This window comes from Microbispora rosea (genome assembly GCF_044460045.1).
In the GTDB taxonomy this organism is placed as follows: Bacteria; Actinomycetota; Actinomycetes; order Streptosporangiales; family Streptosporangiaceae; genus Microbispora; species Microbispora rosea.
Genome location: NZ_JBITJO010000002.1, coordinates 296081 through 309042 on the forward strand (window position 1 = coordinate 296081; position 12962 = coordinate 309042).

General features: G+C 73.7%; 9 protein-coding genes. 3 read left to right on the forward strand and 6 right to left on the reverse strand.

The genetic code is table 11. The features are described 5' to 3' along the window. Window positions 1–161: 161 nt before the first annotated feature. The 3 genes from ACIBK1_RS08775 to ACIBK1_RS08785 all read left to right on the forward strand — a co-directional run bounded on the left by ACIBK1_RS08775 (window position 162) and on the right by ACIBK1_RS08785 (window position 6337). On the forward strand, window positions 162–2990 hold the full coding sequence (locus ACIBK1_RS08775; protein ID WP_396733526.1) for a helix-turn-helix transcriptional regulator: 2829 nt from the start codon (window positions 162–164) through the stop codon (window positions 2988–2990). Window positions 2991–3027: 37 nt separating this feature from the next. Next, on the forward strand, window positions 3028–3756 hold the full coding sequence (locus ACIBK1_RS08780) for a class I SAM-dependent methyltransferase (RefSeq protein ID WP_030505174.1): 729 nt from the start codon (window positions 3028–3030) through the stop codon (window positions 3754–3756). 421 nt (window positions 3757–4177) lie between these two features. After that, window positions 4178–6337, forward strand: a complete 2160-nt coding sequence (locus ACIBK1_RS08785) for a choice-of-anchor P family protein (RefSeq protein ID WP_396734459.1) — start codon at window positions 4178–4180, stop codon at window positions 6335–6337. Window positions 6338–6416: 79 nt separating this feature from the next. Here the strand turns inward: ACIBK1_RS08785 and ACIBK1_RS08790 are convergent, their stop codons facing one another. The 6 genes from ACIBK1_RS08790 to ACIBK1_RS08815 are packed head-to-tail and all read right to left on the reverse strand — an operon-like array spanning window position 6417 to window position 12958. After that, window positions 6417–7241: an HpcH/HpaI aldolase/citrate lyase family protein gene (locus ACIBK1_RS08790; protein ID WP_396733529.1), complete on the reverse strand. Its 825-nt coding sequence runs from the start codon at window positions 7239–7241 to the stop codon at window positions 6417–6419. Window position 7242: 1 nt separating this feature from the next. After that, a complete protein-coding gene (locus ACIBK1_RS08795; protein ID WP_396733532.1) occupies window positions 7243–8406 on the reverse strand; it encodes a CaiB/BaiF CoA transferase family protein in 1164 nt (387 codons plus the stop codon). Further along, complete coding sequence (locus tag ACIBK1_RS08800) at window positions 8403–9299, reverse strand: ribokinase (protein WP_030505178.1); 897 nt, start codon at window positions 9297–9299, stop codon at window positions 8403–8405. The genes ACIBK1_RS08795 and ACIBK1_RS08800 overlap by 4 nt, the downstream gene beginning before the upstream one ends. Then, window positions 9296–10669, reverse strand: a complete 1374-nt coding sequence (locus ACIBK1_RS08805; protein ID WP_396733535.1) for an ADP-ribosylglycohydrolase family protein — start codon at window positions 10667–10669, stop codon at window positions 9296–9298. Before ACIBK1_RS08805 ends, ACIBK1_RS08800 begins: the two co-directional genes overlap by 4 nt. Then, window positions 10666–11853, reverse strand: a complete 1188-nt coding sequence (locus tag ACIBK1_RS08810) for an ADP-ribosylglycohydrolase family protein (protein ID WP_396733538.1) — start codon at window positions 11851–11853, stop codon at window positions 10666–10668. Before ACIBK1_RS08810 ends, ACIBK1_RS08805 begins: the two co-directional genes overlap by 4 nt. A 40-nt stretch (window positions 11854–11893) precedes the next feature. Beyond that, window positions 11894–12958, reverse strand: coding sequence for an ADP-ribosylglycohydrolase family protein (locus tag ACIBK1_RS08815; protein ID WP_396733541.1), 1065 nt, complete (start codon window positions 12956–12958; stop codon window positions 11894–11896). Between the last annotated feature and the right edge of the window lie 4 nt (window positions 12959–12962).

Below are 12962 nucleotides of genomic sequence, written 5' to 3' on the forward strand. Positions count from 1 at the left end.
GTGTAGCCTTACGCTCCTCCTCGCGCCCGGGTGATCAACGCTCTGGCCGTGTCGTGACCGCGAGGGCGACGGGACGGGCGCAGCGCGCGGGCCTGTTGCGAGGCCGTACGCGCCGGGTGTCTCATGGATTCATGGGGGATATATCCCGGAATGTCCCGGATGTGGCGGAGGGACCCGGTTCCCGGGAGACATCCTGGCCTGGCTGGCGTGGCCGTTCCCGGGAGTGGGCGCTCGTCGCCGACCTGCTCCGGGCGGCACGTGTGGGCAGGGGCGGGGTCCTGCTGGTCGAGGGCCGGCCGGGCGTCGGCAAGAGCCTCATGCTCGACGTGGCCGCCGCCACCGCGACCAGATGGGGGTACCGGGTGGTCCGCGGCGTCGCGGACGAGCTGACCCAGCTGATGCCGCTGGCCCCGCTGCTCTCGGCGCTCGGAGAGCCGGGCTGCACCCTCCGCACCGGTGACAGCGACGGTGTGCCCGGCCCGGCCGACCAGCGGTTGCAGTTGCTCGACCAGCTGCAGGGACCGCTGGAGACGCTGGTGGCGCACGGTCCCGCGCTGCTCACCCTGGACGACCTGCAGTGGACCGACCACATGACTCTGCTGGCGCTGCGGTCGCTGACCGTGGACTTCGCCTCCTCCCCGCTCATCTGGATGCTGGCCCGTACGGCCGGCGGCGGCCACACCCCCTGCCTCGACCGCGTGTTCACCACGCTGGAGCGCGAGGGCGCGACGCGGATCCGGCTGGAGGCTCTGGACGATGCGGCGGTGACCGAGGTGGTCGCCGACGTCCTCGGGGCGGCCCCGGAGCCGGACGTGCTGGCCCTGGCCGGCATCGCGGATGCCAATCCCTTCCTGCTCGTCCACCTCATCGAGAAGCTCAAGCGCGAGGGCGGGTTCCGGATCGCCGACGGCCGCGCGACGTTGGTGTCGACACGGCTGCCGTCGGCCCGGGCGGTCACCCGCGAGCGTCTGGAGGAGCTGTCGGGACCGACCAGGCACATGCTCCAGGTCGCCGGGGTCCTGGGCCGTTCGTTCCCGGTGAAGGACCTGGCCGAGATGCTCGGCGAATCGACGGGCGATCTGCTGCCCATGCTGGAGGAGGCGACGTCGGCGGGCATCGTCGTATCCGCCGGGCACGAGCTGGCCTTCCGGCACGACCTCCTGTGGGAGGCGGTGACGGAGAGCCTGTCCAGCGCCGTCCGGCGGGCCCTGCACCGAGAGGCAGGGGAGATACTGCTCAAACGCGGCGGATCGGCCGTTCCCGCCGCCGCGCACCTCATCCACAGCGCCGGCCACGGTGACGTGTGCGCCCTGCGCGCGCTGGACCTGGCGGCGCGGGAGGTGCTGCGATCCTCGCCGCAGACCGCCGCCGATCTCGCCACCCGGGCGCTGGAGCTGACCGATGCCACCGACCCCGACTGGGTGGGCCGGGCCGCCATCGCGGTCGACGCCCTGACGGCCGTCGGGCGGCTGTGCGAGGCCGCCGATCTCGCTCGTCCCGCGCTCAGCAGGGCTCCCTCCGCGTTGGCGCATCGCCTGCGCTGCGCGCTGGCGTACATCCTGCTTCTGAGCGGCCGACCGGCCGACGCCGTGTCCCAGGCCGACAGCCTGCTCGGCCGGGAGGACATCTCCCGTGACCTCCGCGGCGTCGCCGAGTGGACCGTGTTCTGGGGGCTCATCTCCCTGAACGATCTGAGGGAGGGACAACGCCGGGCGGAGGCCGTCCTCGCCGATCGCGACAGGCATTCCGACGCGGCCGTGGTGGGCGCCCTGCTGATGCTCTCCCGGTGCGCCATGACCGACGGACGGGTCGACGAATCGTTCATGCATCTGGACGAGGCCCTGCAGATCGGGAACAGCGGCGCCGTGGAGGCCGTCCAGCGGCCGTACGCCCGGCTGCTGCTGGGTCATCTGCACCGGTGCCTGTGTCAGTTCGACGCGGCCGACCTGGCCATCCGGTCGGCCGAGGAGGAGATCGAGGCCCTCGGCGTCACCGTGCTGGCCGCGCAGCCCGCGCTCTTCCGCGCCCGCGTGAAACTGGCCGCCGCCCGGCTCGACGACGCCGCCGCCGAGGCCGAGGCCGGAATGATGATCGCGGACGACATGGGCACGCACGGGTTCATCCGCGTGGGGCTGTCGATACTCGCGTACATCGCCGTGCGGCGCGGCGACATGGACGGCGCGGCCCGGAACATGAAGAGGTACGCGTGCGAGCCCGGCGCCCCCGGGATGCTCTTCGGATCAGCCTGGGAGAGGTGGGTGGAGGCCGTGGTCGCCGAGGCCCAGGGCGATCGCGAACGGGCGATGGACATCCTGCGCCCCACCTACACCGACGTGGACAGACAACGACGGACGCTCATCACGGCGCCGCTCGCGGCCGCCTTCATGACCCGGCTGGCGCTGGCCTCGGGAAACCGGGCGTACGCGCAGACCATCGTCGACACGGCCGACCAGCTCGCACGGAGGAACCCCGGCTACCCCATCTTCGCCGCCGCGGCCGCACACGCCCGCGGCCTACTTCACGCCGACCCCGCCGACCTCGCTTTCGCCGCCGCCAACCACCCGCAACTGTGGGAGCGCGCCTCGGCCGCCGAGGACCTCGGGGTCCTGCTCACGGTGTCCGGCGCCTCCGCCGACCGCGAGCGGGCCATCGGCAGCCTCGACCAGGCGCACGACGGCTACCAGCAGATCGGCGCCCTCCGGGACGCGGCCCGCGCGCGGGCGCGCCTGCGCGCACTGGGCGTCCGGCGCCGTCACTGGGCCCAGTCACACCAGCGGGAATCCGGCTGGGACAGCCTCACCGACACCGAACGCGCGGTGGCGAAGCTGATCGCCCAGGGATTGACCAATCGTCAGGCCGCCGCACGGATGTTCCTGTCTCCGCACACGATCTCGGCCCATCTTCGCCGGATCTTCACCAAGCTCGATATCGCGTCCCGGGCCGAACTCGCCCGCATCTTCGCCGAAGAGCGCCCGGACCGGGACGGGTGACCGGCTGCCGGGTGAAGGGCTGGAGTAGGGTCGCCGGGTGCCTGACCCGATCTTCGCCCACCCTCGCCTGGCCGCCGTTTACGACGCCTTCGACGGAGACCGCGACGACCTCGGCGCCTACCTCGCCATCGCCGGCGAACTTGGCGCGGACCGCGTGCTCGACGTCGGCTGCGGAACGGGATCTCTGGCGGTTCTGCTCGCGGACAGCGGACGCACGGTCATGGGCGTCGATCCCGCCGAGGCGTCGCTGCGGATCGCCAGATCGAAGGATCGGGCCGGAAGGATCACCTGGATCCACGGCGACGCCACCGGGGTCCCGGCGTTCGGCGCCGATCTCGCCGTGATGACGGGGAACGTGGCGCAGGTCTTCCTCACCGACGACGACTGGTCGCGGACTCTGCGGGGCATCCACGGCGCGCTCCGCCCGCGGGGCCATCTCGTGTTCGAGACCAGGCGCCCCGGACGCCGGGCGTGGGAGGAGTGGGCTTCCGCCACCGGCCCGGTCGTCCTCGATCTTCCGGAGGCCGGGCTCGTGGAGCAGCGCATCGAGGTCACCGATGTGAGCCTGCCGTTGGTGTCGTTCCGCTACACCTACACCTTTATGGCGGACGGCGCGGTGGTCACATCGGATTCGACCCTCCGATTCCGCGACCGGGACGAGGTGGAAACGAGCCTGGCCGCGAACGGCTACCGAGTGCTGGACGTGCGGGAGGCCCCCGACCGCCCGGGTCGTGAGTTCGTGTTCGTCGCGCAGCGTACGACCTGAGGCACCACAGAGCCTGCCGATAAAGGGTGGAAACGGCCGTTCTTTTCTGCGGCAGAAAAACTGAGGATTACTCATTTCCTCGGGCGTGCCCGAGGAAGATCTCGGCAAGAGCCGCTGCTCGCGGGCGCCTCCCATCGGCCGGAAGTGGCCGACTGTGGCCAACCGGGAACTTGCCGTAAGCGGCCTATTTACATCTATTCATTGACCGGTCACCATATGTCCGTGGCCACACCCCCTCGCTGATCAGCGCCGGCGCCGAAAAGGGTCAACGAGGTAGTCAACCAATGGAATTCGGCATCCGCTCATATCGGAATGCGAGGAGAGGGCGTCCCGGACGGCGCAATCACCGGAATTCCGGATGGGCAATGTTGCCGAATTCCGTATGGCATAACGCCACACCAGAAGGAATGACACCGTGAGAATGACGCGACGATTACGGGCCGCCGTGTGCGTGGTGGCGGCCGGTGCGATGCTGGTGGCCGGGGTGGGGACGGCGTACGCCGAGCCCGGGGTCACCCCGGCCGACGTGACGCTGAACCTGGATCCGGGCGAGTCGAAGACGATCACCAAGACCGTATCCACTCCGGCGATCCCCCCCAAGCCGGATATCGCCTTCCTGATCGACACGACAGGGAGCATGGGCGGGGTCATCTCGAACGTGCGGACCAACGCGAACACCATCCTGTCCAACGTCGCCGCGGCGCAGCCGGACGCGCAGTTCGCGGTCGCCGAGTACAAGGACGCGGCGGACTCGCCGCCGTTCCGGGTGGCGCAGAACCTCACCGCCAACCATGCCGACGTCACCGACGGCATCAACTCGCTGGCCGCGGCCGGCGGAGGCGACTTCCCCGAGGACGGCATCAACGGTCTGTTCCAGGTCGCGTCCGGGGCGGTCGACTTCCGGCCGAACAGCACCCGGATCGTCCTGCTGATCGGAGACGCCCCCAGCCACGACCCCAGCAACGGCCATACGCTGGCCAACGCGATCAGCGCCCTGCAGGCGGCCGACATCACCGTGCTCGCCTTCGACCTGGCCGGGCTGAACTCGAGCGGGCAGGCGACCGCGATCGCCGACGCGACGGATGGACAGCTGTTCTCCGGCCTCAACGCCTCGGAGGTCAGCGACACCATCCTGGCGGCCCTGCACAACCTGCCGGTCACGGTCACCCACAAGCTCCGCGACTGCGATCCCAGCCTCTCGGTGTCCCTGACCCCGGCCAGCCGGGCGGTGACCAGCGGCGACGACGCCACCTTCACCGAGACCGTCTCCGTCGGCGCCGGAGCCGCGCCGGGAAGCACCCTCACCTGCAAGGTGGACTTCCTGCTCAATGACGTCCTGTCGCCCGGCTTCACCGAAACGATCACCGAACACGTCCCGAAGGTGACCCCGGCGATCGCCACGACACCCTCGGGCCAGGTGCCCGCGGGCGGGAACGTCTCGGACACCGCGACACTGTCCGGCGGCTACCACCCGACGGGCACCGTGACGTTCGAACTGTTCGGGCCCGGCGACACCGACTGTGAGACGCCCATCGCGACGCGTACCGGGACGGTGTCCGGCGGCGGCAGCGCCGCGTCCGGGGACATCCCCGCGGGCGGCGTGGGCACCTACCGGTGGGTGGCCTCCTACAGCGGCGACGACGCCAACAACGCGGTCACCTCCGAATGCGGCGAGGAGGAGGTCGAGGTCGTCAAGGCCACCCCGGGCATCGCCACCACGCCATCGGGGTCCGTGCCGGCCGGCGGCGCCGTGTCCGACACCGCCACCGTCTCCGGCGGGTTCCACCCCACCGGCACCGTCAAGTTCCAGCTGTACGCCCCCGGCGACACCGACTGCGCGACGCCGATCGCCACCCGCACCGAGGAGCTGTCCGGCGGCGGCACCGCCGCGTCCGGCGACGTGACCATCGGCGCGGCCGGCACCTACCGGTGGACCGCCACCTACAGCGGCGACGACGACAACAACTCCGTCACCTCTCCGTGCAGCGACGAGCAGGTCGACGTCACACCGCAGCGGCTGACCGGACGGGCCTACGGCCTGACCGCCAGCGCCTCCCTGGCCGGCCTGCAACTGGTCAACATCGCACGCACCCCCGACACCGGCCCCGTCTCCACCACGTCGACCGGCAGCACCTCGGTGCCCTGCACCGCCACCCTCAGCGGGCTGATCAGCGCGCACGCCCTGTGCGCCAAGGTCGTCACCACCGAGTTCCCCGGCAAATCCGAGGCCACCGCCTCCATCGACGACACCACCATCGGGATCACCGGCATCCCGGTGATCAGCCTCAAGACCATCAAGTCCGGCTCCACCACCACCTGCGCCGGATCCACCGGGACGACCACCATCGCCTCACTCAAGGTCGGCAACACGGTGGTCATCGCGGCCCCCACCAATGTCCAGCCCAACACCACGGTCAACGTCGGCGTCGTCAAGCTCGTCCTCAACGAGCAGATTCCCTTCACCACCCCCGACAAGGGCCTGACCGTCAACGCGGTCCACGTCACCGTCAACGCCCTCGGCCTGGCCAAGACCGACGTCGTCCTGGCCTCCGCGGAAAGCGACATCGGCAACTGCCCATGACCCGACCCGGCTGAACCGGCCAACCCCCGCGGCCGGGCGGACACCGTGGTCCGCCCGGCCGCGGCGGTCTCGGCGGCGCTCAGTGGTCGCCGGCGTCGGTGAGGAGGCGGCGGGCCTGGCGGACGACGGCCTCGTCGACGAAGCGGCCGTCGGCGAGGGCCACCGCGCCCTGGTCGGCGGCGGAGACGACCTCCAGGGCGGCCTCGATCTCCTCCCTGGTCGGCCGGTACGCCGCCGCGATCACCGGAAGCTGGATGGGGTGGATGGCCGCCCGGCCCCGGAAGCCCATGGCCCGGCCCACCGCGCAGGAGGCGGCCAGGCCGTCAAGGTCGCGGACGTTCGCGTACACGGACTGGGCCGGGGCCGGCAGCCCCGCCGCCCGGGCCGCCACCACGATGCGGGAACGCGCCCAGGCCAGGCCCGCCTCGTCGGCCACGCCGAGGTCGGCGCGCAGATCGGCCTCGCCCAGGCCGATCCCGGCGACGGCCGGCGAGGCGGTGGCGATCTCGAAGGCGCGCTCCAGCCCGAGGGCCGACTCGATGATCAGGCGCAGCGGCACGCCCGGCACCGCGTCGGCGATCCAGCGGACCTCGTCGGCCGACTCCACCTTGGGGACGCGCACGCCGCCGCTGCCGTGCAGCAGCGTTCCGAGCGCGTGCAGGTCGGCCTGGCCGTACGGCGTGCGGACGTCGTTGACGCGGACCTCCACCCGCGGCTGCGGCGTGGCCAGCAGGGCGACGACCCCGGCCCGGGCGACACCCTTGTTCTCCGGGGCGACCGCGTCCTCCAGGTCCACGATCACCATGTCCGCCTCGCCCCCGAGGGCCTTGCCGATCCGGTCCGGGCGGTCGCCGGGCACGTACAACCACGTCAGGGGGACGGCAGAAGGCCCGGATGAAGGCATGTCACACCACTCCTTTGGCCCTCAGGGCCTCGATCTGCGCGCCGGTCAGGCCGAGGCCGCGCAGGATCTCGCCGGTGTCGGCGCCGTGCGGACGGCCGGTCCACCGGATCCGTCCCGGGGTCTCCGACAGTCGGAACATCACGTTCTGCATCCGCAGCGGGCCCAGCTCGGGGTCCTCCACGGTGGTCACGGCGTCGAGCGCCGTCAGCTGCGGGTCGGCCAGCACGTCGCGCACGTCGTAGATCGGCGCGACGGCAGCCTCCGCCTCCTCGAACGCCCGCAGCACCTCCTCGCGGGTGCGTTCGCCGACCCACGCCGCCACGGCCGCGTCGAGCTCGTCGACGTGCGCCACCCGGCCCGCGCCGGTGACGAACCACGGCTCGTCCACCAGGTCGGGCCGTCCGACCAGGCGCATCACGCGTTCCGCGATGCTCTGCGCCGAGGTGGAGACCGCGACCCAGGAGCCGTCGCGGCAGCGGTAGGTGTTGCGCGGCGCGTTGTTGACCGAACGGTTGCCGGTGCGCGCGGGCACGACGCCGAGCCGGTCGTAGATGGTCGGCTGGGCGCCGAGCACGGTCAGGATCGGCTCGATGATCGACAGGTCGACGACCTGCCCGCGCCCCGACCGCAGGGCCGTCATCACGGCGAACGCCGTGGCCAGCGCGCAGATGCCGTCCGCGAGCCCGAACGGCGGCAGCGTGGGCGGCCCGTCCGGCTCCCCCGTCATCGCGGCGAACCCGCTCATCGCCTCGGCGAGCGTGCCGAAGCCGGGCCGCCTGGCGTACGGGCCGAACTGGCCGAACCCGGTGACCCGGGCGAGGACCAGGTCGGGGTTGACCTCGCTGAGCCGGTCCCAGGACAGGTTCCAGCGCTCCAGCGTGCCGGGGCGGAAGTTCTCGATGAGCACGTCGGCGTCCTCGACGAGCCGGACCATCAGGTCCTGGCCCTCCTCGGTGGACAGGTCCAGCGTCATCGTCCGCTTGTTGCGGCCGAGCATCTTCCACCACAGCCCGTCGGGCCCGTGCCCGCGCGAGGGGTCCGGCCTGCGCGGGTGCTCCACCTTGACGACGTCCGCGCCGTAGTCGCCGAGCAGCATCGCCGCGGTCGGCCCGGCGAACAGCGTCGCTGCGTCGATCACCCGTACGCCGTCGAGCGGCCCGTTCACAGGTCCTCCATCAGGCGGTCGATCTCGTGGCGGTGCGGCATGGAGGTGCTGGCGCCCTCCCGCTGCACGGAAAGCGCCGCCGCGGCGGAGGCGAAGCGCAGCGCCCGCGCCGGGGCGGCCCCCTCGGTCCTGGCCACGGCCAGCGCCCCCGCGAAGGTGTCCCCCGCCGCCGTGGTGTCCACCGCACGCACCGGTACGGCGGGCTCGTGCAGGCGAGTGCCGTCGCGCGAGCCGTACAGCGCCCCCCGGACGCCCAGGGTGACGACGGCCTCGGGGACGAGGTCGAGCAGCGCCTCCAGCGCGTCCCCGGGGTCGTCGCGACCGGTGAGCGCCGCCGCCTCGTGCTCGTTGGGCACGATGAGGTCGACGGCCTCCAGCAGTTCGGCCGGCAGCGGCGCCGCCGGGGCCGGGGTCAGGATCACCTCCGCACGGGACGCCGCGGCACGGGATGTCCGGGCCGCGGCGACCACGGCGTCCATGGGCAGCTCCAGTTGCAGCAGCAGCGCGCCGGACCGGGCGATGACCTCCGCGTCCCGCCCGGCGGGTCCGGTGACCGCGCCGTTCGCGCCGGGCACCACGATGATCGAGTTGTCGCCGCCGTCCTGCACGACGATGTGGGCGACGCCCGACGGGCCGGGCACGACCCGCAGCCCGGCGGTGTCCACGCCCGCCTCGGCGAGCGCGGCCCGCAGCCCCGGCCCGAACGCGTCGTCCCCGACGGCTCCGAGGAAGGCCACGTCGGCTCCCGCGCGGGCCGCGGCGATCGCCTGGTTGGCCCCCTTGCCGCCGGGAATCGTGCGGAACTCCCGGCCCGTGATGGTCTCCCCCGGCTTGGGGGCCTGGGCGACGTACGCCACCAGGTCCATGTTGGCGCTGCCGAACACCGAGATCATCGCCGGTCCCCCTCACTGAGCGCGAGCGTGCGGGCGGCGAGCGACTCGATGGAGACGCCGTCGAAGCCGGGCAGGCTGCTGGCCAGCCGGTCCCGGGTCGTCCACCGCTCGGGGACGCCGCCCGCCAGCGCCCCGGCGATCGACCCGGCCGTGGCGGCGGCCGAGTCGGTGTCCCAGCCTCCGGCCACGGCCGCGCCGACGGTCGCCGCGAAGTCCCCGGCGCCGTGGACTGCGCCGTGCACAAGGGCCGCCGCCAGCAGCGCCGCGTTGTTGACCGTGTGCACCCAGTGGAGCTGTCCGTGCCGCGCGTACAGCCTGTCGGCGACCCGCTCGACGTCCGGCTCCGCCGCGGCGTCCGCGACGGCCTGCCGTACGGCGTCGGCCAGGCGCGAGCCGGGCGGCACGACCGAGAGCCCGGCCTCGATCACCTCGTCCACGTCCCCGGCCACGAGCGCCTGCGCGCACATGGCGGCGGCGAACATCGCGCCGTAGATCCCGTTGGCCGTGTGGCTGAGCCGGGCGTCCCGCCACGCCCAGGCCGCGGCCGTCGCCGGGTCGCCCGGATTGGCCCAGCCGTACACGTCGGCCCTGATCAGCGCGCCGATCCACTCGCGGAACGGGTTCCGGTGGACGGCGGTCGCGGGGGGTTCGAGACCCGCGAGCAGGTTGCGGTAGGCCGCCCGTTCGGCGGTGAAGACCCGCCCGGCGGGCAGCGCGTCGAGCCAGGTCCGCGCCACGTCCTCGGTCGTGAAGTCCCGTCCGTGCCGTTCGAGCACGGTGAGCGCGAGCAGCGCGTAGTTGAGGTCGTCGTCCTCGGGCACGCCGTCGATGTTCTCGGCGAGGCTGGTGGCCGCGCTGCGGCGGTTCCACGGCCACCGCTCCGCGATCTCCCGCGGCAGCCCCTTCGCGGTGAACCAGCCGCGGATCGGCCAGTTGCCGGTCGCCTCGGCGATGGCCCTGATCCCCTCACGGGGGATCTTCTCCACCGGCTTGCCCAGGAGGCAGCCGGCCGCCCGGCCCCACCACGCCCCGCGTACGCGGGCGGGCTCCGGACGGACCTGCCGGGCCCGGGGGCGGGAGACGGGCCAGTCGGGGCAGCTCGCGACGATCTCGCCGAGCTCCGACGGCTCGGGCAGCGGCGAGGGGATCGCCGCGAGTTCGTCGAGCAGTTCCCCGGCCAGGGTGCGCAGCCCCTCGGGGGCGGGCCCCGGGGAGGCGCCCGCCCGGGGCGGCGCGTCGTGTCCGCCGGCGGCGTGCCAGCGGCCGGCCACGGCCGCCACCTCCGGGAGCGTTCCCCGGCCGTCCTCGGCCGCCTGCCGCAGCTCGTGGCCGACGAGGTCCTCCGGCTGCACCCACGTCAGCCGGATCATCGCGCGTCTCCCTCCGCCTGCGGCGCGAGCAGGGCGTCGAAGGCGGCCTCGTGCGCGCGGCGGCGCTCCCGGTCGGCCCGGTGGACCCGCCGCGCGACGGCCGCGAGCGCCAGCCCCGGCCCGACCAGGTCCGTACGGCTGGCCGTCGCCACCTGCGCCAGCCAGTCGGCGGGGACCGCGGCCCGCCCGCCGAGCGCCCCGGCGACGGCGCCGCCCATCGAGGCGATCGAGTCGGCGTCGCGCCCGTAGTTGACGCCGCCGAGCACGGTCTCGCGGTAGTCGCCCTTGGCCATCACCAGGAACGCAAGCGCGAGCGGCAGCTCCTCGATGCTGTGCAGCCTGCTAGGCCGCCGCGCCCCGAGGCCCTGGTCGCGGTAGGTGTCGGCCACCGTGTCGTACGGCCGGATCGCCGCCCGCAGGGCCTCGGAGGAGCCGTCCCAGTGGCCGAGGCCACGGGCGGCCGAGCAGACCGCGTCGATGGCGGCCCGGGTGCCGTCCCGGGCGAGCCGCAGGCAGGTCGCGACGACCGAGTCGGGCGTCGCCCCCGGCCGCATCGCCTCGGCGACCGCCGCCGCCAGCACGCCCGCCGCCTCACGGCCGTAGCTCGACTGGTGCGCCCCGGCCAGGTCGATCGCCTCGGCGTACGCGCCGTCGGGGTCGCCGGCGTTGACGACGCCGACCGGGGCCATGTACATCGCCGCGCCGCAGTTGACGATGTTGCCGACACCGGCCTCGCGGGGATCGGCGTGGCCGTAGTGCAGCCGCAGCACGAGCCACTTCTCGGCGAGGAACACCCGGTGGAGCGGCAGCGCCTCGGCCTCCAGCTCGGGAATCCACCGCTTCTCCCCCATCATCTCGGGGACCAGGTGCTCGGCGGCGGCGTAGGCGTCCAGGTGGCCGCCGACCCGCTCGTACACCCGGATGAGGGCGTGCGTCATCAACGTGTCGTCGGTGACGTGGCCGTCCCCCTTGTGGTACGGCGCGATCGGGCGGGCGTTGCGCCAGTCCTCGTTGAAGGGCGGGACGACGCCGCGGACCCGGCCTCCGTAGCGCTCCTGGATCTGCTCGGGCGTCCATCCCTCGGTGGCCCCGCCGAGCGCGTCGCCCACCGCGGCGCCCGCCACACACCCCACGGCGCGATCGGCCAGCAGGTCGTCATCCGGCAGGTCCTCCTGCGGCGTCATCCGGTCCTCCCCCTCGTGCGTACGCGTGATGTGCCGGGCGTCATGCGAGTCGCCCGGCGATGTCCAGCAGGTCGGCTCCCGCGAGCTCGGGCAGGCAGCAGCCGGCCAGGGTGCGGACCCGCTCGCGCCAGGCGGCGGGCAGCGCGTCGTACCCCGCGGCGCAGCCGAGCAGCGCGCCGGTGAGCGCGGGAGCGGAGTCGGCGACCGGCGCGAGGCAGGCCGCCGCGGAGACGCCCGCGCCGAACGCCTCCGCACCGAACTCCTCCCCACCGAACTCCCCCGCACCGAACTCCCCCGCACCGGGCGTCGCCGCGGAGACGGCGACGCCCGCGAGGGCCAGCGCGATCGGCACCGTCTGCGCGGCGGCCACGCCATAGCTGTAGACGTGGTCGAGCACGGCGGCGTCCAGCGCCGGGACTGCGGCGAAGGGCGAGCCCGCCGCCCGCGCCGCCGCGAGCGCCTCGCGCGCCGCGTGCCCGATGGCCGTGTCCGGCGGCAGCGCGCCGAGCGCCGCCTCCACCGCGTCGCCCATCGGGGCGCCGTCCGTCAGCGCCGCGACCGCACGGGCCATCGCGACCGCGCCGAGCACGCCGTCCTCCGCGTTGGTGACGCGCGCGTCCTCCAGCGGGTCCAGCCCGGCCGCGCCGAAGGCGACGGCCCGCACGGCCGCGGCGTCGTCGAAGTGGTGGGGGTTGTCGTGGCCGCTTGCGGGCGGGCGCTTGCCCGCCGCCAGGTTGTCGAGCGCCGCCCACACCGAGATGCGGGCCCGGACGTCGTCGCGGCCCGCGAGGCGGCCGAACGCCTCCGCCCGGTCCTCCCCGATGGTCAGGGCCGTCCAGGCCAGCCACTCGGCGTCGTCCGACGGGCCGGCCGCCAGCGGCGCCACCGGCTGGTTCAGCGCGAACGGCACCGGCAGCGTGGTGACCTGGTGCTCCTCGGCGAACGCGTCGAGTTCCCTGCGCAGCCGCCTGCTCCAGCCGGCCAGCAGCGTGGACCGGTGCCGGGCGGCCGGCCACCCGGCCGCGTCGCCGGCGGCGAGACCGGCGAAGGCCCCCCGCACGCGGTCGAGCCTGTCCGGCCCGTCACGCCTGTCCCCCGATGACATGTGG